The organism is Cupriavidus sp. HY129 (assembly GCF_059492215.1).
The window spans coordinates 1,156,509-1,180,660 of record NZ_CP083255.1 but is presented as its reverse complement, the minus strand read 5'-3'; the positions used below and the strand labels follow the sequence as shown (position 1 = coordinate 1,180,660).

General features: G+C 56.1%; 18 protein-coding genes. 13 read left to right on the top strand and 5 right to left on the bottom strand.

Annotated elements, in window-relative coordinates; all coding sequences use genetic code 11:
* Nucleotides 1-1,070 precede the first annotated feature (1,070 nt).
* The 6 genes from K6G35_RS21600 to K6G35_RS21575 all read left to right on the top strand — a co-directional run bounded on the left by K6G35_RS21600 (nt 1,071) and on the right by K6G35_RS21575 (nt 9,715).
* Nucleotides 1,071-2,120, top strand: coding sequence for a hypothetical protein (locus K6G35_RS21600; RefSeq protein ID WP_495677064.1), 1,050 nt, complete (start codon nt 1,071-1,073; stop codon nt 2,118-2,120).
* Nucleotides 2,121-2,296: 176 nt separating this feature from the next.
* Complete coding sequence (locus tag K6G35_RS21595; RefSeq protein ID WP_495677063.1) at nt 2,297-4,036, top strand: amidohydrolase family protein; 1,740 nt, start codon at nt 2,297-2,299, stop codon at nt 4,034-4,036.
* An 818-nt stretch (nt 4,037-4,854) separates the two neighbouring features.
* Nucleotides 4,855-6,177, top strand: coding sequence for a hypothetical protein (locus tag K6G35_RS21590; RefSeq protein WP_495677062.1), 1,323 nt, complete (start codon nt 4,855-4,857; stop codon nt 6,175-6,177).
* Nucleotides 6,170-6,346 carry a hypothetical protein gene (locus K6G35_RS21585; RefSeq protein ID WP_495677061.1) on the top strand — a complete coding sequence of 59 codons (177 nt, stop codon included), beginning with the start codon at nt 6,170-6,172 and terminating at the stop codon, nt 6,344-6,346. Before K6G35_RS21590 ends, K6G35_RS21585 begins: the two co-directional genes overlap by 8 nt.
* A gap of 449 nt (nt 6,347-6,795) precedes the next feature.
* Nucleotides 6,796-7,674, top strand: a complete 879-nt coding sequence (locus tag K6G35_RS21580; RefSeq protein ID WP_495677060.1) for a DNA adenine methylase — start codon at nt 6,796-6,798, stop codon at nt 7,672-7,674.
* Between the two features lie 370 nt (nt 7,675-8,044).
* The gene (locus K6G35_RS21575; protein ID WP_495677059.1) at nt 8,045-9,715 is read left to right on the top strand and encodes a carboxylesterase/lipase family protein; all 1,671 of its coding nucleotides are present in this window, start codon (nt 8,045-8,047) and stop codon (nt 9,713-9,715) included.
* A gap of 153 nt (nt 9,716-9,868) precedes the next feature.
* On the opposite strand, the gene K6G35_RS21570 is transcribed toward K6G35_RS21575, so the two are convergent.
* Nucleotides 9,869-11,071, bottom strand: a complete 1,203-nt coding sequence (locus tag K6G35_RS21570) for an arabinose transporter (RefSeq protein WP_495677058.1) — start codon at nt 11,069-11,071, stop codon at nt 9,869-9,871.
* Between the two features lie 198 nt (nt 11,072-11,269).
* Here K6G35_RS21570 and K6G35_RS21565 point away from each other — a divergent pair, with 198 nt between their 5' ends.
* Both K6G35_RS21565 and K6G35_RS21560 read left to right on the top strand, forming a co-directional pair.
* A complete protein-coding gene (locus K6G35_RS21565) occupies nt 11,270-12,166 on the top strand; it encodes a LysR family transcriptional regulator (protein WP_495677057.1) in 897 nt (298 codons plus the stop codon).
* Between the two features lie 470 nt (nt 12,167-12,636).
* The gene (locus tag K6G35_RS21560) at nt 12,637-12,936 is read left to right on the top strand and encodes an antibiotic biosynthesis monooxygenase family protein (protein ID WP_495677056.1); all 300 of its coding nucleotides are present in this window, start codon (nt 12,637-12,639) and stop codon (nt 12,934-12,936) included.
* Between the two features lie 139 nt (nt 12,937-13,075).
* On the opposite strand, the gene K6G35_RS21555 is transcribed toward K6G35_RS21560, so the two are convergent.
* Both K6G35_RS21555 and K6G35_RS21550 read right to left on the bottom strand, forming a co-directional pair.
* On the bottom strand, nt 13,076-14,272 hold the full coding sequence (locus K6G35_RS21555; RefSeq protein ID WP_495677055.1) for a CapA family protein: 1,197 nt from the start codon (nt 14,270-14,272) through the stop codon (nt 13,076-13,078).
* A 171-nt stretch (nt 14,273-14,443) separates the two neighbouring features.
* Nucleotides 14,444-15,766 (bottom strand): MFS transporter, encoded by a 1,323-nt coding sequence (locus K6G35_RS21550; RefSeq protein WP_495677054.1) that lies wholly within the window; start codon nt 15,764-15,766, stop codon nt 14,444-14,446.
* Nucleotides 15,767-16,180: 414 nt separating this feature from the next.
* On the opposite strand from K6G35_RS21550, the gene K6G35_RS21545 reads away from it, so the two are divergent.
* A complete protein-coding gene (locus tag K6G35_RS21545) occupies nt 16,181-17,158 on the top strand; it encodes a Bug family tripartite tricarboxylate transporter substrate binding protein (protein ID WP_495677053.1) in 978 nt (325 codons plus the stop codon).
* Nucleotides 17,159-17,163: 5 nt separating this feature from the next.
* A complete protein-coding gene (locus K6G35_RS21540; RefSeq protein WP_495677052.1) occupies nt 17,164-17,877 on the top strand; it encodes an alpha/beta fold hydrolase in 714 nt (237 codons plus the stop codon).
* Nucleotides 17,878-17,977: 100 nt separating this feature from the next.
* Here K6G35_RS21540 and gpmA read toward each other — a convergent pair whose 3' ends face one another.
* The gene (gene gpmA / locus K6G35_RS21535; protein ID WP_495677051.1) at nt 17,978-18,670 is read right to left on the bottom strand and encodes a 2,3-diphosphoglycerate-dependent phosphoglycerate mutase; all 693 of its coding nucleotides are present in this window, start codon (nt 18,668-18,670) and stop codon (nt 17,978-17,980) included.
* 251 nt (nt 18,671-18,921) lie between these two features.
* Here gpmA and K6G35_RS21530 point away from each other — a divergent pair, with 251 nt between their 5' ends.
* From K6G35_RS21530 to K6G35_RS21520, 3 genes are all read left to right on the top strand, one after another.
* On the top strand, nt 18,922-19,263 hold the full coding sequence (locus K6G35_RS21530; protein ID WP_495677050.1) for a carboxymuconolactone decarboxylase family protein: 342 nt from the start codon (nt 18,922-18,924) through the stop codon (nt 19,261-19,263).
* Entirely contained in the window at nt 19,260-21,083 is a 1,824-nt protein-coding gene (locus K6G35_RS21525; RefSeq protein ID WP_495677049.1) for an NAD(P)-dependent oxidoreductase, read from the top strand. Before K6G35_RS21530 ends, K6G35_RS21525 begins: the two co-directional genes overlap by 4 nt.
* Nucleotides 21,084-21,330: 247 nt before the next feature.
* Entirely contained in the window at nt 21,331-22,512 is a 1,182-nt protein-coding gene (locus tag K6G35_RS21520; protein ID WP_495677048.1) for an MFS transporter, read from the top strand.
* An 87-nt stretch (nt 22,513-22,599) separates the two neighbouring features.
* On the opposite strand, the gene K6G35_RS21515 is transcribed toward K6G35_RS21520, so the two are convergent.
* A complete protein-coding gene (locus K6G35_RS21515; protein ID WP_495677047.1) occupies nt 22,600-23,697 on the bottom strand; it encodes a porin in 1,098 nt (365 codons plus the stop codon).
* Nucleotides 23,698-24,152: the final 455 nt, after the last annotated feature.

Genomic DNA, 24,152 nt, shown 5'->3' with positions numbered 1-24,152 from the left:
CAAGAACATAACGACGTCCGCTTCTGGTCGTGCCTGTCCGCGCTGCGACATCGAAGGATGCGATCGCCGAGCTGACTCGACCCGAGCCGCTGTCCATACATCGGCCGACGAAGTGCCTCTCGCCGCGTTCGGTTTCGTAGACGGTCCAATGACCGAGGGTTACTTGCGGCCGTTCTTCGACGGCGGCCACTCTCCAAATAGGCATAGCTACTCCTTGGGAGCGTCCCCAAAGCTAGGCGCACTCATCCACCATGGGCTGTTCAGACGAACGCGTCACGGCAGCACAAAGATTGATGAACGCGGATAGCAAGAGCTCCTGGCTCCTGCTGAACTCAATGCGGACGAATCAAGGGAAGAGACTGCCCGGGAAGTGTGGTTCTCGTTGTAGTGGGCAATCCAGGAAGCGCCGAGCGGCGCTTGAAGACGAGTGTAGATGCTTTTACTAGGTTTTCAAGGGCGCGGCGGACGGCGGCCTGCGTCTACACTCGACTGATGGCACTAACTATGGACCTCACCCGAATGGCGTGAATGCAGAGCTCCATGAACCCAGAACGTTTCCGTGAAGGCGACAAAAGCAATGCCATCTGCCCTCGTTGTGGCGAGGTAGTGAGTACGACCTTTGTGCGCCGAGACGTTCCCTTCGCGGATTGCAAGGGTACGGCGTCGAACCTCCTCGTGGCGGCTTGCGACATATGCAGCGAAACGGTAGGAACTCCTGCTCAGTCGACCCCGGCCATCCACAAAGCACGGTCGCAGGAGAAATGACAGGCATCGCAGCACGGTGGCAGGACTTCTCGTAAGACCTGGAAATCGCTTCAACTCGCGGCATCTGCGCTTACAAAGATGGAGGCATCAACAACCATGCTAGCTCACCACCTCGCTCCGCCATTGCCTGCGCCGCGAGACCTCCTCCGAAACTCGGAAGACCAGTCCCGGTCACCGGTTCCTAAAGGTCGTCTAGTTATCGGCCCCCACTAAAGAATGGTCGGAAACCCATGGTTTCCAGAAGAATCCCGTGCTAATAATTTACCCTCCTACTCATGCGTTATGACATACGCAAGGAGACGAAAATGCACCGCATATTCTTCGGCCTAGTAACGCTGACACTACTCAATCCAGGGTCCAACTTTGCCGCCAGCGACTGTGGTATCCCGGGCACTATCAAAATCAAGACCGCAGACGGAAAACACACCATAAATACTCCCACTCGGGTTTTCAAAGATGGATCGATCGCCGTCCGCGCACCTCTCGCAGTAAACCCAGACGGAGGACCTGCCTCCTATACAGTGGGCGATCATGGCTTTACTTACATCGCCAATGGACTCTCTATTTGGCAGAAGGATGGACCGATTGACTGCAAGGCTGCCAAGAACTGCGGAACGCTATTCAAGGAAGCCGAAATCAGAGGATTTGGCCGGGGAACCACAGCATTCTGCGCATTTGCCATCGAAGTAGAACCGTTCACTCCCGGTCAACCGACTGTGTCCTGCGGAGAAGGAAGGACTTTGATCGGCGCCGGCCTAGGGAAGCCAAAACTTGGCGCGGTACTCGACACCGTTGTTGGCGACAAAGTGCAATCGTATGTATCCACGACAAGTTTGAAGCATCTCGTCGATGGGGAGGTGCGCTATTTGAACTCAGAGAGCCTTCCGCTTGCGGTCACGCCGGAGGCAAGACATTTAGGAAAAATAGTATGGATCGCTGGAGCCAACCTGGCGCCAACGTTTGCGCTAGTCGCTGACAAGGGACCTGCTTTCGGAGAGGGATCGATCGCGTTGCACCAACGCCTGCGATACAACAAAATCGAATCCCAAAAACCAGGCCCGATCCCTGCGGCCCTGCGCTGTGGGCCCTCGGAGAAGCTTCTTCCTCCCTTTGATTCATACCCTGACGTGAAGGGAGATAAGTGCGGTAGCAGTGGAGAGCGGCAAAAGCCCACGGATATCCGCGCGTATGTCGGCTTTTCAAACAACCTCGATTTCGTCATTCTGGGTCAGGCAAAGCTGCCTAAGAATGGGCTCGTAGTTCAGAGTGAGGTTACGGAAGATGCAATTCGTGGCGCCGCGTCTCCATACTCCGAGCCCGAACTCAAGCGCATGCTTGCGTGCCTTAGCGATTGAGCGCAGCTGTGCGCTGAGCGGGTAAGCGGTAGCCATAGTTGATTGCCACTGGATCACTTCCGACGCTTCTCTTAGCGGTACAAAAATCTGACTACACTCGGCGCGAGAGCGAGTGGTCAACAAATAAAATCAGGGAGATAGAACACATGACGAGGCCAACTCTGAGTCGCAGAAGGATGATCCAGTCGCTGGGCAGCTTGAGTGCTGTCGCGCTGGTATCTGGCTGTAGCTGCTTCATACGGCGAGAGCCGAAGCCAGTGTGCCCTACCTCTCCCGAAGTGAGCTTGCCGAATGGACCGCTGACCATCGACTCGCATTGCCACGTATTCAATGGGACAGATCTCCAGGTTGGCGAATTCCTCTCCCGCGTAGCAATCCATCAAGAGGGCGCACTTGGCTTTGGAGCCAATGTGTTGGGAAGTCTTCTTCAAGAGATTGTGTGGTCGGAAGCGCCAACAGGAAGCGACGAGCTTAGTGTGCTTCGTGGCATGTCTGGCAAGCTCGAAAGCTGCGATGAAGCCCAGTATGCAAAGCAAGTTTCGAATGCTCGACAGGATGCGTACAGCAAAGGGCGAGAACAGCTTCAGCTGGCTGCTCAAAAGTCCGTTCAGTTCAGGACGTTACGCCAAAATCGAGATCTGAAACTTCTCGACTTGACCAGTACAGATGAAACGACCAGCGCCCAACTTCAGGCTTTGTCTCTGATAGAACAGTTGCCGCCGGACGTTGAGACGTATCAAAATCTCCGGCAGAACAAGGGACTCTTTCTTCAGGGGCTGCAGGGAAAATCTGCGACTGGATTGATTGACTTCGTCCTCCAGAACTTCCAGTACCGCTACGTCAGCGTGCACGATTACCTGAGAACCTACAACCAGAAAGGTGTTCGGGTAGTAGATTTGATGATACCCAGTATGGTCGATTACGACTTTTGGCTCGGGAAAGGCGTGCAAACGCGGACGCCGCTCGCTACCCAGGTCGAAGTCATGCGCCAGATCTCCATCCTTACAGGAGGGCGAGTTCATGCCTTCGCGCCATTCAACCCACTTCGGCAGGTGGCATTTGACCTCAACCACTCGAGTACAGATTCTCTCGACCTCGTTAAGGATGCGATTGAGAAGAAGGGATGCATCGGCGTAAAGCTATACCCGCCAATGGGCTTCGCCGCCCTCGGCAATAGCAGGTTGAAAGGAAAAGACGGCAAGTCCTTCTGGGCACGCGACTGGTTGCCTAAATGGACTGACCGGGAGGACCTCGGGTTTCGCCTTGACAAGGCAATGACAGACCTCTTCAGATGGTGCGAGAGCAACGAGGTTCCCATCATGGCGCACACCAATATCTCTAACGGCGTCGTGCCTGAGTTTCAGGAGTTGGCAGCTGCTCACTATTGGCAGGATGCGCTAAGTGTCTTCCCAAAGCTGCGCATCAGCTTCGGTCACTTTGGAGACACGTCACCGGTCGAAGATGGACTCACCAGAGCTCGTGGATTTACGGCATTGATGGCAAATCAGCCCGGCAAACCCGGTATCAATGCATACGCAGATGCCGCCTACTTCGTAGAAATTCTTCGGAAAAGACCGGAGCTCCTTACAAATCTTCGACAGCTCTACATGGATCCAGTGCCAGCCGGCGGAGCGCCACTGGCTGCGCGGTTCATGTACGGCACAGATTGGGAAATGACGTTGACCGAAGGTGAGATCAAGCAGTATCTGACTGATTTCGTGCAGCTTTTCGACGACCTCGAAGGACGGCCCGCCGTACGGCAGCAAGGCGTCTCAAACTTGTCAAATCGGTTTTTTGGCACCAACGCAGCTAGCTGGATGGGACTGAATGCGGGGGAGCCTGCACGCGCCAGGTTGGACGCGTTCTACAAGACGTACGGCGTCTCAACCCCCGACTGGGCCACGAAACTTGGTTGAATGCCGAATCTGTGCCACATGCCGCTGCACGGCAGCAGCCTCAGTAGTTGTCTGCGGATGGAGCGGCCAGGCAGCCATCTGCGACGCGGACGGAACGGAATGTAACTCTTCTGCAACAGGTCGGCACTAGTGCTAACCCAGATTGGGTATGCTTCGTCCGAATGTCTTAGGAAAGACTACCAAATCGCCATCTTTTGAAACTCTGGAACCGATTTCTCCTGCAAGCTATCGCCGCCACGGTCATTATCGTGGCCGCGGCGCTTGTATTTCGGGGGATATACCTTTTTGTCTCGTCACCGCCTGCGGCAACCATGGAGGATGTGCGCGACGTTGACCGTACCACCCGGGATTGCCCTGCACCCAGTTGGGAGAGGACGCCTCCAAAAGATCGCGGCCCCGCATACGAAGCGCCGAGACCTTCTGGCTGCCTCGAATCTTAGACCGAGAGCCTCTGCGAGACGTATTCGCCGACTTTAATCGAGCCGTGTTGCCCGCACTGAAGTCCACTGCATTAATCGCGGTCGTGGTTGCATTGGCGAGTAGCTCATAAGCAGCGACGAATCTACTGGATTCGAGCACTTCACACTCCCCTGCTTCGTAGACAAATAGTGATGGTCGCTCGACCACAGACGCATCAGTCCGTTATCCCATATGGGCAGTTCGGTATGGCAACCACCATTGCCTCGAGAAGGCCTCCGTGTGACGATTTTCGATACATGTAACGAGCCTCATCTCTCCGTCAAATAACCGGTAATATGCAAGCTTCCAGTTTCATTGCGTGCCAGTTCGAGACATCGTAGCGCTGGTACTCGAAGCTTATGAGTACAACATTTCCTCAAGAAAACGAGACACAGGCCGATAACGCGATAAAACAAGAACCGCGATGGCTAGCGGCGCTACCGTGGCGACGTGATGGACCGAAAGGTATCGAGACCAATAGTGACACCGATGGGACTCGGACCGAAGCGTTCCTGACTAGTCCATGGATTGTGGGCTTCACTACTCTCCTTGGTGTGGGTGCGGGGTATCTTGGCGCTCACTACGACAAAGCGATTGCTGCATCGTTCGGCAAGATATGGCTAATCAGTGAACCAGCATTCGACTGGGGTTCCACCTCTTTTTGGCTTACTGGACTGACCTTCGCCATCTTGTTCGGCAAGAGCGGGGATGCGCAAGCCAAACGGGCGAACCGTTTCTCGGAAAAATTGGCTCGGATTTCCTCTGCGATTGAACAGAAGACTGACGTCCTCAGGGCACGAGCGGAAAGCATCGATGATCGTGTTCGGCAACTATTCACGATTCCACCAGTCGGCTTCCTGGAGGAATATAGAGAGACAGTATTGAACGCAACAGAAGCCCTGTTCCTTGCGTTGGATTCGACCAAACTACCACTCGACACCCGAGATCTTGCAATTCGAGTCCAGCTTTTTAATATATTGAAGCTTGCTCAAGAATTCGACGAAGATGGGGATAAGGCACGATATGCCTGCAATATCATGCTTTTTCGGCCGTCATTGCAAATGACTCCCACAGACGTATCGCACTACGAGGGAATGCTGCGCTTTGCGGACAAAGCTACATCAGTTCAGAAACTTTACGGTGTACTCGAACTGCTGCCCAAACTTTCCGTTGCGTCAGACTCTAGTGTGGCAAGCGATCCTGACGGCAAGCTAGAGCCGTTCTGTTTGCCTGTACCCATGGGGGTAGCATCGGATAAGGAAAGCCGGTTTATCGAAGGCGTTCTGCCGGGCGCAGCCGATGCGTTCGTCTCGAGGGAAGCGTCAGTTATTGAAGCGCCTGAGGACTGGCTGCGACGATGCGATGCTGGTTCCTTCTCTGGCTACGTGGCCAGGGACATGAAGGCCTTCTTTGAGAACGAAAAGGATACGATCCAAAGCTTCCTGTCGTTCCCGCTGTTTCCTGCAGATTTGCTTGAACCGGGAGATGGGAGTCTGTCACCCGAAACGCCTTTCGGAGTGCTGAACCTGCACCGAAATCTGCCGAATGAGCTAGCTGCTGAGAAGCTGGAACTGCTGGAGCCACTCCTGACGCCGTCTCTTCAGTTCATCTCTTACCTCCTCTCACTGCCTATCGACGCGAGTGCTATACTCGATACTAACGTAGGAGAAGTCGATGACTAGAACATTTGAGATTCCTCTCTCGCGTACCGAGGTGATTCGACGGCGCCTCGAACAGCAGGCAGAGCGCGCCATGAGGCGTGGCGAAGAAGGCATTAAGCGTCGCGTGGCCGTACCGAGCCCACAGGGTGGGTACCGCATGGAAGTGCGTATCATCAAGACCCAGCCCTGATGCAACGCTAGGCCAAAGTGCCTTCGAATCAAAAACGGCGAGCCAACGTGCTCGCCGTTTGCTTTTGGACGTGCGCGCGCAATTCACCCAACAGAGGGGGGTTCGTGCCGATTAGAGCACAATATAATGACATCGTCGTGATTAACCCCATGACACCGTCCCCGCCCGCGGCAGATTCTTGCCGCGGGCTTCTTTTTAGTACGCATCAACGCACGAGACGACGGCCATGACGTGGCCTGGGCTTGAATGGCTTCCTGAAGGGCAATGTGGGACCGCGAGTTTTGCTCCCGCGCCACACAGGAGAGCAACGATCAACCCTTCGCCATGCATGCCATCTCCTTCACACCTCCTTGAAGCAGCTTGTAGGGTTGCCAACCCGGCAGCTCGATTAAGATGCGGACGTACGGCGCTCATGTACGTCATGAGCACTCGGCTCACCTATACTGAGGATGCAAAAACATCCTCAACTCCAAGCCAACGACGCCGGCGCTCCGGCCTCCCTCAATATCCCAGCGTCGGCTGGGCCGATTTTGAAATGGCCGGGCGGAAAGACGCAGCTCCTGCCGACACTCCGGAAGCTGTTGCCCGCAGGTAATCGTCTCATCGAGCCATTCGTCGGCGGCGCAAGCGTGTTCCTGGGAACAGATTTTCCGAGCTACTTGCTGCTCGACGCGCACGTCGACCTCATCGGCATGTACAAACAGATGGTCCAGCGTCCCGAGCGAATCATCGAGCTGGCGCGACCTCTGTTCTCGGAGTATGCCGCAAACGAAGAAATCTACCTGGCTGTGCGGGATGCATTCAACCGAGCGGCACCTGCGGACGTCCGAGCGGCCTACTTCCTCTACCTGAATAAGTTTGGCTTCAATGGGCTGTCGCGGTACGCGGCAAAAGGCAACTTCAATGTGCCCTGGGGCCGGTCCGCACAGGCGCCGGCACTACCGGAAGAGAGCATTCGCGCGTTCAGCGAGCGCGCACGAAGCAAGGCGGTCATCGTACAGGGCGACTTCACGGATGCGTTCAAGCTTGCGGTGCCTGGCGATGTCATCTACTGTGACCCGCCGTATGTCGACTTGGAGGATGCTCCCTCCTTCACCAAGTACACCGCCGAAGGCTTTCCACGAGAACGCCAAGGGGAGTTGGCAGTTTTGGCTCGGGCAACCGCGGCGCGAGGCATCCCCGTCGTCATCTCGAATCACCTGACTGTGGCAACACGCGAGCTGTATCGTGGCGCTGAATGCCACGAGGTCGAAGCACGACGAAGTATCGCGGCACCGGCCAGCAGCAGACGAGTGGTTACCGAAGGCATTTTTGTTTATAGCCGATAGCCCTGTTCTGACTGCTCCCTATAGGTATCCATCTCACGCCCCCCCTTGGCGCACGTCGGCGCCACAGGGCGACACTCTCTATGAAAAGGGAATAGACATGTAAGCCGCTAGGCTCTATGGGGCGTGCGACATCCGCTTCGAAAAATCCCAGTGTTCTCGCTGCGCACAAATTGACCCCACCCGCGACACTTGATGCGTGCCGATCCTGTCCCGCCGGCACACTGGCCGGTGGCATAGGTCTTGCGAATAGCCTGCCATAAGAGTGCCGCCGGGCCGTAATGGCGGCACGCGCCGCCACCGGACGACATGCCACAACCGCACTCGTCTTCGATTGAATCAACCAACAACGAAGACTTCACACTGATCCACCATGAACCTCTGCGATACACGATCGGCGCTTCGATATGTGATCTGCGGCGCCATCGCCGCATTTGCGATGGTGGCGCCTGCTTTTCCGCCTGCCGTCGCGGGTACCCCTCCGTATGTCATTGCCACTACGACGTCGGGGTCTGTCCGCGGGCAAGTATTGGAGGACGGCGCTGTTGAAGTATTCAAAGGCATTCCCTATGCGGCACCGCCAGTTGGTGACTTGCGATGGAAGGCGCCTCGCCGCATGGACGCATGGTCAGGCATCCGAGACGCCTTGGACGCTGGCAGCCCGTGCCCCCAATCAGGTCGCCTTGCGAGTACCAATGAAGATTGCCTCTACCTGAACGTTTGGAGTCCACACCGCAAGCCGCACCATCGACTCCCGGTAATGGTGTTTATTCATGGTGGCGGGCAGGTCGTATCGGCCGCACATGAGTACAACGCAGATTGGCTGGTGACGAGGGGTGAACCTGTCATCCTTGTTTCGCTGAACTATCGCCTGAACATTTTCGCGTTCTTTGCGCACCATGCCCTCACCGCAGAGGAGCCCGAGTTGGGTTCCGGCAATTACGCTCTACTGGACCAGATTCAGGCGTTGCGTTGGGTCCGCGACAACATTCAGAGCTTCGGCGGCGATCCTCGAAACGTGACAATCTTCGGAGAGTCTGGTGGCGCCCAAGCTGTCTGTTTGCTCCTGGCATCGCCACCGGCACGGGGGCTGTTTCACCGCGCGATCTCGCAAAGCGGCCCGTGTCAATGGCAATACTATCCGTCGCTGACGGCATCCGAGGAACGGGGAGCGAACATCGCCACTGACCTTGGCTGCACGGAACCAAATCCTCTGCCGTGCCTGCGCAACTTGCCGACGAGCGTCATTCTTGCGAAGCAACAGGGCGCAATTTCGGATACTGCAGCAGCGCAACCGTCTTGGGGAGGAGGAGCGTTTCCACTACCGTTGCGCGAAGCTATGGCGTCAGGCAGATTTGCAAAGGTACCCTTGATGCAGGGGTCGAATCGCGATGAAGCCTTGTATCAGCTCGCCCAACGATATGGAGGGAGTCGTGACGCCGTACGTGCCGAGCAATATCTCGATATTCTCCGCCAGTACTTTGGTCAAACCAGAGTGTCTGCAATCGAATCGCAATACCCCCTGGCCAACTACGCCACCCCAATGCACGCGTTGAGCGCCGTGCTGAGCGATTCCAGCATGATTACTAACAACCGTATCGGGCTTTGCAACCTTCACTTGGCTAACCAACTGCTCGCGCCGCACGTTCCGTTATACGCGTACGAATTTTCAGATGGGAGCGCACCCTATCCGGCACCCATTTTCGGCGTACCGGGCGAGCTTGAAGGGGCCGCGCATACCAAAGAGCTGTCTTATCTCTTCCATCAAACCGAGCTAACGCCAGCACAACGAAAGATCTCCGATGCCATGATCGGATACTGGACCAGTTTTGCGACGCGGGGAAATCCGAACGGGGCAAGGCTTACAGGCTGGCCGGCATATCGACCCGATGCTCCAATCGTCTTGAACTTCGCCTCGGACGGCGTCACGCAAGACCCGAATTTTCAGACACGGCATAGGTGCAAGTTCTGGGCAGAGCAAGGCTTCGGCACGCTGTCCGGGCCGTATCCCACGGCCACCGCAAGCGGAGCAGCGTTTCGATAGAGATAACCTCGCAAAACGAGACGCTGCGGCCACGCTCCCATCGCCCCAAAGCCCATCTCATGAATAGGCCGCCTGCGAACGAACTCGCGCGAGCGGTTGAGAGGTCATCCGGCCGACGATGGCCAAGGAGCCTGCTGCAACTACGCAAGTCATTCACGAGGCCGATGTCGTGATCCGTCGAACCAGACGGGTCGATACACCTGCGGAGAGAACTGCGAACACTGCGCTGGCAAGGAAGACCACCCGCAGGTTGCTCAGCCCAGCGATGAGCCCGAGAACCGGTGTCGTCACGCCAAGCGCAAGATCGAGGAATGCCGTGTATGTCCCCATCGCCAAGCCTCGGCTCTGGCTTGGAACGCGACGAACAGCCTCCACGCCGAGCCCTGGATAGACAAGCGAATAGCCAAAGCCGCTGAGAAACGCCCCTACCAACGCCATCCCTGGATTCGGAGCGAGCCAGATACAGAACTGGCCCGCAGCTTCGATCAGCACGAAAATCAGAGCGACCTTTGCGCCGCCGAGCCTGTCGGGCAAATGGTTCAGAAAGGTGCGGGCGACGATGAACGAGGCGGCGAAGACGGTGAATGCGAGCCAAATCGGCGTCCACCCTCGTTCCGCGAACAACAACGAGATGAAGGCCGTCATTGCACCAAACCCAATGCTGCTAAGGGCTAGGCCAATCCCAGGCATCCATACCATACCCACGACAGTCCGCATTGGCACTCGCTCGCCGTGAAGATGCGGCGCGACCGCCTTTTGGTTAAGTACGAGCAGTGACGCGGCCAACGGGATCACCATAGTCGCTACAGCAATCGAAATGAAGCCGTACCGGCCATACAGGAGCGACCCAATAGGCGCGCCCATGGCGAAGGCAGCGTACATGGCGGTGCCAACCCAAGCGATTACTCTACCCGCACTGCGATGATCAACGAGTCCAAGGCCCCAACTCAACGCGCCGGTGATAATAAAGCTCTCCGCAGCGCCGAGCAGACCGCGGCCGATGAGCAGAACGGAAACCGACGTCCAAGGTGAGCTTGTCAGAGACAACGAGCAGAGATAGAAGGCGCCGGACACCGTAGCCACAGACAAGCCGACAAGCATGGTCAATTTAGCGCCTTGCTTGTCGGAAAAATACCCGGACCAAACCCGGGAAATGAGCGCCGCCGCAAACTGGCAGCCTGTAACCAGCCCTACCACGAAGGTTCCCAGGCCGAGGTCCTTGCTCACATGCAATGGGAGCACAGGCAACGCCAGTCCGATGACCAAGAAGGAAAACAGCACCGCTGCCATGATCGGCAAAAGTGCAGAGAAAGTTTCTAGGGATGACGGAGTCTGTGTCTTTGAAGGGACATGCATACGGACCTCGAATGGAGTCTTGGCATCAGGTTTGGCTGAGATGTCGCAGGCGCTGGACCAGACGGGCTCGCATCTCGCGGCTGAATGGCACCCTCCAAAATTCCGGCGAGAGAGTGACCATCAGCATCCATTCTTTCAGGTGCTTTATTAATCGATAAGATGGTAGAGTCCGCATACACGTATGAACGCGGCTCATAAATGCCTAGAGACAACTACAGCGGCTTGCTCCATTTCCTTACGGTGGCCCGCGAAGGAAGCTTTACGCGAGCGGCTGCGCAACTCGGCATCTCACAGTCTGCATTGAGCCATTCCATCCGAGCTCTCGAAGCCGCTCTCGGCGTTCGACTGCTTACCCGAACCACGCGGAATGTCTCTACGACTGAAGCAGGCGAGCGCCTGGCAGCCAGCATATCGGGCCCGATGGAAGAGATCGATACCGTCCTGCAAATGCTCGGCGAGTTTCGGGATACTCCCACCGGCACCATCCGCATCACAGCTACGGATTACGCGATTCGCAGCATCCTTTGGCCAAAACTCACCAAGTTTCTGCCGCAGTATCCTGAGATCAAGGTCGAACTCACATGCGACTATGGTCTCGTCGACATTGCCGCTCAGCGCTACGACGCCGGCGTCCGATTCGGCGAGCAGCTAGCGCAAGACATGATTGCGGTGCGGCTCGGGCCGGACGAACGTTTCGCCGTCGTCGGAACAAAAGGGTACTTCGCGAAGAACCCGGCACCAAAGACACCACACGACCTCGTAAGCCATCGGTGCATCAACCTTCGGCTGCCGACCCATGGAGGCCTTTACTCCTGGGAGTTCGCTAAGGAAGGCGAAGGCCAGCTCAACGTCCGAGTCAATGGTCAGCTCACCTTCAATGGAATCTACGAGGTCCTAGAGGCCTCACTAGAAGAATTTGGCCTCTGCTACGTTCCCGAATCGATGGCGTCGCCGTATATTGCAAAGGGACGCCTAGTCCGTGTACTAGAGCAGTGGTGCCCCTTGTGGACCGGCTACCATCTCTACTATCCGAGTCGTCGCCAGCCCTCGCATGCCATGAAGCTATTCATCGACGCCGTCCGATACCATCAATAGCCTGGCAAAAAGGCCTGCAGCCACGGCCCTGCGAATCTACCCCGTGCAAGCTTCACCCGCGACTCAGATTCTGGACTACGACCATAGCGTACCTATCCGAGCGCACCTACTCCATCCACTCCCCTTTCGTCGCCGCGATCCAGCGATCTCGGCAAGTCGGCGCAACCTTAACCCCGTCGACTCCCAGATGGACAGACCTTCAACTGGGTAGTGGTCAATGCGCCCCTCCCGACCCGCTGCCAGAGAGCGGGTTGCGCCTGATAGCTTAGAGCTTCGCTTTAGAAGCTGGCTCGACTTTTGCGTTATTGAGTCCATGCCCGGAATCCCACGTATGACGCTCGAACGCAATGGATTCTTAGCACGTTCGTGCCACATTGAAGATACTGGGCTGGATCACTAGGCTTTAAGCACTGACCACGACGTAAATCCCGTTTATCACTAACCAATAATATTCTTCACATTAAATTGACATGATATTGGAAATTGCTGAGTTCTTCGCGAAAGAAGGAGAGGCCGCCGAGTTTGAATCCGCCATGACTCGTGCATTGGAAACCATCACCTCCAAGGTTCCAGGAGTATTGGATTATTGTTTTACGAAATGCGTCGAAAATAATAATCGATATATTCTGCAAGTGACCTGGGAGAAGTTGGAAGATCACATGATCACTTATCGTTCCAGCCCTGAACGCGAACAATGGCGCAAAATGGTGAGTCCCTTCTACGCGACGACGCCGAATATGGAGCACTTCGTTGTCGTCAGCCAATCCTAGCGGCGATTGTCCGATGACACGCTTGTTCAACTGTCACTAGAAATGCCACGCGCCGTACACCATTGCTAATGATGTCCGGCGCGCTCTCAACCCACGGCAGATTCTCTATGCCGCTCTCAAGGTTTGGTGGTTCAGCGTACTAGTATGCGGTCGGAACTACGAGGTCAGCCGTTCCGTCCTTGATCGCGATCTGCGTACCGTACACTTTGGAGGACTGCGCGAAACGTTCCAGAAGGTACCGCGCCTGCTTCCCAGTGGCCGGCTTTGGCAGCCCTCTGGTACGGTGGTACTCGTTAACATCGAACTGATCGTGCGGATTCGGCAAGCCTTTACCGACCTTGTTCATTGCAATGGGTTGAAAGTGAATTGCCTTGAGCTTCCCGCCTCCGAACTCCACATATGCCACCACACTTTCCCACAGGATCGGCTCCTCCAAATGCACAGATTCTGGGGGTACTTGAAAAATGAAATTACCGAGACTGTAGAAGATCGGCTTTCCCTTGTAGACCTCCAGGCCGTGCAAGAGAGGGGGCCCGTGCATGGAGACGACGTCCGCGCCGGCATCCACAAGCTGTCGTGCCCAGGTTTCCAACCATTGTGGCGCCGCAAGACGTCCCGGCAATTCCGAGAGCAGGAGCTGAGCGAAGTCTTCCTCCACATTAGGAAAGTGATGGTTGTGCTGTGACACGATCACAATGTCTGCAACCTTCTTGGCCTCCCTTACACGCTGCAGGATGCGTTGGACATCTTCCGCATTCGGAGTGGTCCCTGCGATTCGCAGTTCGTTCACTCCGGGATGATTGTCTGTCGCACGAGCGCCCTCACGGATCATTCCCGACGCAAGCGCGATAAGTGCGATCTTGCCTTTTGGTGTCTCGACCAACGACCAATTGTCCGCTTCATTGATATTTCGACCGGTTCCGGCATGCCCGACCTTAAGCCGGTCAGCCGTTTCTAGTGTATTCAAGATTCCGGGAGTTTTTACATCGAACGAATGGTTATTTGAGAGCGATAGTAGATTAAACCCGAAAGACTTGAGGGCTTCCATCGCCTCGGGTGGCGATGCGAATCGCCCATCTCGCGTGGTTTGTCCTTTTTTTGGATCGTAAACTGCCGCCTCGAAATTCGTGAAAGCGGCGTCACCCTTAATCAGCGACTTGATGACAGGCACCGCCTCAGGCGCATCAACTCGGGTATCGCCACGGATCATCGACTGACCGGTCAACGTAATCGTGATGTCTTTTGTCTGGGCCATAGCAGCATTAGGAAGGGTCAGCGCGACAAGGCATAAGGCTGCCGCAACGTTCGTCGCGACGGTCGTCCATCGGTTCTTCATCAGGGTTCCTAGAGTTGATAACTGGAAACGCCGAACCCGTCGGATTGGATTCGGGTATGTTCAACATCTGTTGAAAGGCGGTTTTTTGGCAGGCAGGACGCGCTGCTACGTGCGCCCTGCGCTTCCCATTTCGATGCGTTTATCGATCGAACTCTGTGTTAGTGACTTACTTCACCTGACGTGCGTAGCCCTAGGATGCGACTGCTCATCAACGTCATTCGCTCCATCGCGAAGACGACTTCCCGCTGTTTCAGGTACGAATTGAACCGCGATGAGCCCGAGCATAGAAATGATGGCGGCATAGAACCCCGGCGCAAGTGGCATAGAGAACTTGCTAACGAGCCAAGTGCTGATGAACGGCGTGGAACCGCCGAAAATCGCGACGCTGAGCTGATACGAGATGGCATGTCCAGTAGCGCGAAAAGATGTGGGAAAAACCTCAGCCATCGCAGTAAACGCAGCGCCACCATAGAGACCCACCCCTAGGCTAACCAGAATCTGGCCAAGCAACGCATTGACAACCGTACCGGACGCCGCCAGGTAGACCGCTGGGTACGCTGCGAGCGCTACCCATGCCGCGCCAATCGTCAGGATCTTCTTTCTCCCAAAGCGATCGCTCAACATCCCACCCACGGGAATCACTGCAGCGAGAGCAGTAATCGCTATCGCATTGGTCAGAAGAGCCATCTCCGAGTCGAGCTTCACTTGCTTGACGAGGAATGAGTACATGAATCCAATGACCAAATACGATCCGACGGCAAGCACAGGTTGAATCATGAGAACTGCCAGCATGCATTTGAGCCCGTTGGACTTAGAAACTGCTCGCAGGGGGTTCTGACCTTTCGACTTTGCCGCAGCTTGCTTGAATTCCTCAGGGTCATCGAGACTTCGTCGCAACCAGAATCCAACAATGCCAATCAGCCCACCGGCAACAAATGGGACGCGCCATACCCACTCATTGTATGTTTCCGACCCAACAGCAATCTGCAGCACGAACAGCAGAATTGCCACAAAAGCGTTTGGCATATACGAAAAGAACCACATGATGCCCATCCACTTGCCGCGGGCACTCTCCGGCGCCGCCTCGACGATGAATGCACTGCTACCTGTCGTTTCTCCGCCGACCGCAAGCCCTTGGGCGAAGCGGGCTGCCACCAGGAGGATTGGCGCCGCAATCCCGATGGTTTCATACGTTGGCAGCAAACCGATGGCGACGGTTCCTACAGCCATCAGCCACACCGTAGCTGCCATGACCCTGATGCGGCCAATCTTGTCGGCCAGACTACCGAAGAGGACTCCGCCTAACGGACGCGCAAAGAAGGCGACTGCATAGACGGCGAACGTGCTCAGCAGAGCCGCAGTTTTATCTGTGCCTGGGAAGAAGTGCGCCGCCAGAACGGGCACGGAAAAAGCAAAGACGGCAAAGTCATAGATTTCGCCGAAGTTCCCTATTGACGCTGCCGCAAGTTCGCGACGAGTACCATGCCTTTTCAATTGAGTAGTCTCCGATATTCATGTTCTCCGAAGCGGTGGTCCGCTTGGGCTTCCGGATCCGAAGTAAGTTGATTTTCGGTCCTGGTCGCTCCATTACGCATGAACCATGCCATTTGCTGGAGAGCGGCCCCAATAATGCGACCACGCGGACATCGGCAGGGTCTTCCCTACCCCTACCCGAGAGAAGTGCCGGCTGAGATGCCGCAGCAGACATGCTGATGTCCGCGGCGCAAACACGGTGTCCTTGGCAAACGCATTCGAGTGTCACCCGCGAAACTTCAAGCATCGAAAGCGACGGCGACTCAATGCGGCTGTCGACTATTCGCATATAACGGCTACCCTTTGAACTAGCAATGGCGCTGGCATCGATGTTGCGTACTGTCCTGCCCCAAACAATAGGTGGAGACAAATTGAATGCCGATTCTGATATCGCGAGCTTGCGGACTTTTCGCTCTCGCTATGCTTGCCACAGCCTCTAACTCAGCCGGTGCGGCCGACCGATTCCCTTCAAGACCCATACGCATCGTCGTACCCGCCGCGCCCGGCGGCGCACTAGACCTCACAACGAGGCTAATCGCGCAAAAGATGAGCGAGAAGCTGGAGCAGGCGGTGGTCGTAGAGAACCGGCCAGGTGGCGAGACGTTGCTTGGTACCCGCGTGGTCAAAGCAGCCCCCGCTGACGGATACACTCTTCTAGCTCAGGCCAATGCGTTCACCGCAATGCCGGCGTTAAAGCTCAACCCTGGATACGACCCAGCAAAGGACTTCACCGCTGTTGGGCCCATGGTGCGAACGCCACAGATCATGTATGTGGGCGCAGGGCAACCCGACCGTTCAGTTAGTGATTTCATTTCACGAGCCAAGGCGCATCCTGGCAAGCTAACCTATGCCTCTGGCGGCATCGGCGGGCCACCTCATCTTGGCGCGGCCCTCTTTTTGCATCGAGCCGGACTCGATGTATTACATATTCCATTCAAAGGGAACGGCGTGGCACTACCCGAAGTTGCTTCGGGACGAGTGAGCATGATCTTTGGCGGTTACAGCGGCGGAGCAGCCTACGTGCAGGCGGGAAAGCTCCGCGCCTCGGGCGTTACGAGTGTCCAACGGCTAGCAGCCCTACCTGACGTGCCGACATTCGCAGAGCAAGGCATTAACTTCTCCTATTACTTCTGGACGGCCCTCTTCGCTCCTGCCGGAGCGCCACAGGAGGTCATTCAACGGCTCGCCGAAGCCCTGCGCTATGCAAAGGACAGCAAGGAGTTGAGCAATCGATTCCGTGCGGAAGGATCAGAACCAATGACGGCTACGCCTGATGAGTTTCAGGCCTACATCGTCAAGGAAGCTTCACAAATGGACAGCTTGCTTCAAGACCTTAAAGTAACGAAAGAATGATGAAAATGAATTCCAAGACTTACGTACTTGTTCATGGTGCCTACCACGGCGCATGGTGTTGGAAAGATGTCGCCAAGCGCCTGCGTGGATTGGGCCACACCGTCTACACTCCAACGCTTACGGGGCTGGGTGAGCGCTCCCATCTTCTGTCATTGAAGCCAACTCTGGAGACCTTCATTGAGGACGTTGCGCAGGTAATTCGCTATGAGGACCTAACGGATGTCGTCCTCGTTGGCCACAGCTTTGCGGGCTCCGTCGTTTCCGGGCTTGCGGATCGCATGCCGGAACAATTGCGTCACCTGGTGTATCTAGACGCTTTGGTTCTTCGGTCGAATGAGTCGTCAGCCGACCGGTCTCCAGAGCGTGTCGAAATGTACAGGAAGCGCGCGATGGAATCCGGCCACGAACTCGCGATCCCGCCCGCCGCACCGGAACAGTTTGGCATTACGGATCCCGATACCGCGGCGTGGCTTGCGGAAAAGCTGACGCCGCACCCACTCCAGACGTACTACGACAAGCTGCAACTCCAGAATCCAATTGGCAATGGACTACCAGCAACATATATCGCTTGTACCAACCCGTACTTTGCGTCGACACACGAATCGCGTCGAATTGCGATTAGCCTTCCTGGTTGGACTTACTTGGAGATCCCGACAGCGCACGACGCCATGACTCTGATGCCCGGGCAGTTGACGGAAATGCTTGCATCTATCGGTTGACCGTTGTCTGGAGCCCCGTGTCTCTACGGGGCTTTCAAACTCGACAAATTCACTTCGTACCGCGGCTCGCCCGTCTACCCGTTACCGGGATCTTGGCCTCCTAGTTCCGCAAATAGTAACTCCTTACAGGTTGAAGCCCCTTATCTAGCTCGTAGATAAGGGGGATGGCGTTCGGAACCTCCACATGCATGATTTCACGATCCGGCACGTTGTCGAGGTACTTAATCAAGGCCCGCAAGGAGTTGCCATGGGCGGCGATCAGCACCTGCTTTCCTAGCCGAATTTCATGCTGTATAGACTGTTGCCAGAGAGGCAACACGCGCCCCACGACATCTTTCAGCGATTCAGAGCAAGGAATTTCGCCATCTGCCAAGTGGGCATACCGCCCAGCCCGAGTTTGGCAGCGAGGGTCCCCTAGCTCGAGCGCCGGCGGGCGTATTTCATATCCACGTCGCCATAACGTCACCTTTTCCTGGCCGTACTGCTGGGCCAGGTCAGTCTTGTTGCGGCCCTCCAAAGCGCCATAGTGGCGTTCGTTCAGACGCCAAGAATAGTTGACGGGACACCACGTGCGATCTATCTCGTCTAAGCAATGCCATAGCGTATGCGTAGCGCGCTTCAGCACAGACGAATAGCAAATCGATACATCAATCCCTGAACGCAGAAGAAGCCGCCCACACTCTCTTGCCTGCCTGACACCTTCTTGCGTCAGGCCCACATCGGCCCATCCAGCGAATCGGTTCTCCCGATTCCACAGCGACTCGCCATGGCGTAGCAAAACTAGCTTGTACATGCCTAGAAAGAGAGTTCGCACTCGAAGAGGAACACAATCCCGCATTCGCAATCCCTGTGCCACCCTTTCTCGAAGCGTATCCAACAGACCTAAGCACTAGAGTGTTCTCGAAAAATACAGTTGTCGGCATAGTTGCCTTCGTGGGCGACACCCGAACTTCACCTCGGACTCACTACGGCCGATAGTTTCGATGGCACACGCTTTGCGTATGTGTGGTCCATTCAACCAGTGATCTACACAAAGGAGACCATATGCAACCCACCTCGACTTCGGAATCCGCACGCGTTTACAAGAACGTTCCTCAACTGGCGCGCATCCGCGAGCAGGTTCTTTTGGGGGATGTTTGGAAGCAGCCAGAACTGGCATACCGCGATCGGATCCTGGTGACCTGCGGCGTCCTTGCAGCTGGCGGGAAGGTAGATGAACTCAAGGTATGGATGCGCCGAGGCGTTGAAGCCGGTATCACCCTGGACGAACTGCGAGGACTCGTCGTACAGGTTACGTTCTACGCGGGCTGGCCAGCAGGTCTGGCTGCAGGCAAAGCAGCCCTCGGCTTGTTTGAGGCCGAAGAAAAGCAAGCCGGAGCTGAATGATGCAGATTGGATACATTGGCTTGGGGGCCATGGGCAGTGCGCTCGCGTCGAGATTTCTCAGCGACCACAAGCTCATGGTGTGGGACCGAAACAGCAGCGTCCTCTCCGAGTTCGAAAAACGCGGTGCAATCATCGCCGACAATGCGGCTGAACTGGCTCGTGCATGCGACGTAGTGCTTCTGTGCCTTCCTCGCAGTGCAGATGTCCGCCAAGTCCTATTCGGTCCGAATGGCATGTCTGAGGGACTCGCCCCTGGGAAGCTGGTTATTGACCAGACCAGTGGTGTGCCGGAGGAAACTCAACAGTTGGCGCAGGCCCTGGCCGAACGCGGCGTGGCATTGATTGACGCCCCGGTCTCGGGCGGCGTTGCAGGTGCAGCGGGTGGCACAATCACCATCATGGCATCCGGCGACGACTCGACTTATGAGAAGGCTCTACCCGTTCTGAAGTCAATCAGTCCGAATGTCTTCCGCTGTGGACAACGAGTGGGCGACGGCCAGGCGATGAAGCTCGTCAACAATGTCCTTAGCGCAGGCTGTCGTCTTGCAACGCTCGAAATCGTTGCAATGGGCAAAAAGATGGGTCTGTCGCTCGCTGCAATGACAGACGTCATTAACATGGGATCCGGTCGCAACCGCACGTCGAAGCTGATGCTTCGCAATATGGTGGACGGAAAAGCTTCATCATCGAGCTTCGCCATGTCGCTAATGCTGAAGGATTTGAACCAAGCGATCGCCATGGGTATGAACTGCGGAGCGCCTACGCCCATTACCAGCGCGGCACGCAGCCTCCTTCAAATTGGCGTGAGCACTCTCGGACAAGCCGCGCAGCTTGAGGAGATCCTTGGACTCATCGAATCCATGGCAAACACGCGGGTTGCCGATGATCACAAGGAAGTAGTCCCGCCATGCGCTACAGATGAAGATGTGCGAGAGCTGCGCGTCGGCTACGTCGGACTCGGTGCAATGGGCGGCGCTCTTACCCGGCGGCTGATGCTCTCGCGAAGAATGCACGTATATGACTCGCGACCAGAGGTTGTACGTGCATTTGAAGCGGAAGGTGCTGTCGGGGCCCGTGACCTCCCCTCGCTCGCCGCAGAGTGCGACATCATTTTCGTCTGCGTTCCGACATCGGCAGTCGTGCGAGAAGTAGTCTTCGGCAAAGACGGTTTGTCATCCGGACTCAGCGCGGGCAAGATCATCGTGGACCAGACTACTGGCGATCCCACCATCACTCGGGAGATTGCCGCTAAGTTGGCAGAGCAAGGCGTCTCGTTGGTGGACGCACCTGTATCTGGGGGCCCACGCGGCGCTGTAGCTGGCACAATCGCCCTGATCTGCGGAGGACCGGCGGACTCCTTTGGCAAGGTTCAGCCCATCCTAAAGTCGATCAGTCCCAATGTCGTGTATTGCGGAGAGACTGGGAACGGACACGTCGCAAAGCTCATTCAGAACACGGTAGCTTCCTGCAACCGCATGTTTACGTATGAAGCCGCCGCTGTTGGCGTGAAATACGGCCTGAAGATTTCCGATATGTCGGACGTCATCAATAACAGCACGGGATGGAGTGGTGCATCGGAGCGAATCTTGCCGACGCTCTCCGAAGGTAAGGCTACAGCCGATTTCCAGCTTGCCCTTATGGCCAAGGACCTCAAACTGGCTGCGCGCATGGCTGCCGAATGTGGCGCCCCAATGCTCATTGCCAGTGAAGTCCGTACTCTGTTCGAAGCGGGTGTCAACGAGTTTGGCGCAACTGCCAACCTCGATGAAATGCGGCGCAAGTACGAGGCGATGGCCGGTCTCGAGTTTGCAGGCGCCTAAACACCCATAGCGCTTCCCTCTCCCAAAGGATACTCCGTCCTAGGGAGAGGGCTCCCACCCTTCCCTTGCAATGCCCTAGGCCGCGTCCAAATCACCGCCTGGTGGTGGCTGCACTGGCATCTGACACTGCGCCCCTCACTTTTGCTTCGAGGGCACCATTCAACTCGCAGAACACCCGTCCTTCAATTTGACCACGGATGCTAAGCGGAACGATTGAGGGCCAATAATGAAGCCCCCGTAAAAGACGATGAGCCTCCAAAGAGACACACGCGAAGGGCCAGGCCTTGCGCGCGTCATCGCTGGTCAAGTTTGCCTCCACGCGTCGATGACAGGAATGCGAATGGCTGCGCCCCTTCTGGCTTTGAGCGAAGGCCGTGGTAGGACTCAAGTCGGTGCTCTCGTTGCACTCTTCGCGCTTACACAAGTATTCCTCGCCCTTCCTGCGGGTCGTCTTGCCGACAGGTATGGACTCAAGTCACCGGTGCGGCTGAGCGCCGTTACATCAATGGTTGGAGCCTGCGCTGCCTTTTTCTACCCGACGTACGCGGTACTCTGCTTCAGCGCGCTGTGTGCCGGTGCTGCGGCAGGCACCTCATCGATCGCTATGCAACGCCATGTCGGACGGCATGCTCATAACGCTGCTGAACTGAAGCGGGCGTTTTCTTGGCTTTCGCTTGCTCCCGCGATATCCAACTTCCTTGGTCCGATGACCGCAGGTCTCATCATCGACCACGGAGGCTTCCGAGCCGCATTTCTGTTTCTCGCCTCCTTTCCCCTGGTTGCGTGGCTACTGGTCCGAACAGCGCAGGAGTCTCCAAGCACGCTCGACTGCAATGCGAAATCCGGTAGCGCCTGGAGCCTTTGGCGACAGCCGGGCTTCGCTCGCTTATTATTGATGAACTGGTTTGTGGCGGCGTCTTGGGACGTACACGGCTTCATGGTCCCCGTTCTCGGACATGAGCGGAACCTCTCTGCATCAGCTATAGGTAGCGTTCTGGCTTCGTTTGCGATGGCCGCCGCGACGATTCGCATCTTGCTTCCGGTTCTAACAGCGAAGGTGTCAGATTGGGTTCTCATTACGAACGCAATGCTTCTGACTGGGGTTTTTCTTTGCCTCTATCCGTTCGCACAAACCGCGGTATCCATGGGAGGGTGCTCGATACTCATCGGCATGGGGCTTGGCAGCGTCCAGCCCATGATTATGAGCTTCCTGCATCAGATCACCCCGGCGAGTCGACATGGTGAAGCAGTAGCGATGCGCCTTCTGATGGTTAACGCATCGAGCGTAGCAATGCCTCTGCTATTCGGTGTTGCGGGCGGAGTGCTGGGTAGCGGTGGCGTTTTCTGGGCAATGGGACTGGCCGTCGGATTAGGGAGCCGATTGGGCCGAAGTCTACGTGCCCTGCATGAAGCGGGGCATCGACATTGATCACCGATTGCGAGCTACTTGCAAGAATTGAGTTTGCTTGCGATGTCTGGAAGTTGCCCGGCGCTCCTACGCGCCGGGGCCAACATATTAGAACTTGTGACGCAGTCCCGCAGTTACACCAAACTGGTTTGCACCTGGCACTACAGTTCCAAATCCCTGTCCGCCGTTACCCAGGCCGAGATCTGATCCAGAGCGATTCTTGGTATAGCCTACCGACAAGTAAGCATCCGTACGCTTGGAGAACGCATAGTTACTTGACACCACAAAGAGCCAAGGATCCGCAGAAGTCCCGGCAAAATCTTGATAGTAGGCTGCTGCGGACAGTGTAAGCGGACCGCTGGCACTCCAGCGTACGCCTGTCCACCAGAGGTTGGAGCGCTGAGTCGGCAAGGCGGCAGCTCCTGCGACAGGCATAAACGCGCCATCATATGCCTTCGCCCAACGGTAACCTGCATAGAGAGTTGCATCCCCTACAGCATACGTGCCCATGATGGTCGCGCGTCGCGTCTTTGCATCCGGAGTCTTTGTTGTTGTGCCAGTATTGATTTCATCGTAGGCAGCCGCAACACCGAATGGACCGCCCGAATAGCTAACGTATCCGCCGAACTCTCTCCCAAGCTTTGGTGACCCAGGCACCTCGCTACCGTTCACAAGGCTGCTGTCTGCGCCAAAGCTGTACATCGCGCTAGCCTTAAATCCGCCAAACGTGCCTACATACTTCACGGTATTGTCTGCGCGAGAGGCAAATGCGATATCTTGGTTGAGAATTGAATAGCGCGCAGCAAGAACAATTGGTTCGAAATCTGGGATAACGTCGAACAGTGAGTTGTTTTGTCGACCCAGCAGAAGCGAGCCAAATCGATTATTCAGTCCGACATAGGCAGTACGACCGAATAGTCGACCGCCCTGCCCGGACTTTCCAGTATCGACGTCATAACCACTTTCGAGAACAAATACACCCTTCAATCCACCCCCTAGGTCTTCCGTTCCACGTAACCCCCAACGTGATCCAGACAGATTCCCGCTTGTTACGCGCACAGTATCGTGCCCCCCTCCTGGCTGGTGATTCGCGTACTCAATGCCCCCATCAACAACACCGTATATCGTCACGTTCGACTGCCCATAGGCAACGCCCGTCGAAAGACATGCCGCCGTGGCGAGCAGCATGCTCGATCCCTTTTTCATTGTGTCTCCTCTCTCTTTCTGCATGTAATGGCACAACAGAAGCGGGGCTGTTCCGTTGCGATCAACGCCATCGTTTTAATGACTGTCAATGCAGCCGGTTCTGCAATCGTCATGCCACAAACAGCAGACAGAGGGAAAACCATAAAGGGCGGGCCTCAGAACGAGGTTGCAGCTGGCGACGGGATCACGAGGAATGGTTGCCGCCGGGCATCGGAAAAAACATCGGTGTAGGCATCGATGTCTCATTTGTACGCGGCGAGGTCACAATGTTTTCGATGCGCACAGATGCGTCTGGAAGAATTGACAGGGTTTTTCTTCACCGACCACCGCTGATCTAGTGGATGAGAGGCGTACGGCTAGCGCTCTACGCGCTGATAGTCGTGGTCCGGATCTATCGAATCCTAGAATTTCCCATCATGCGTTGATAGATCTAGTGACGTCGGTCTGTGGCTATC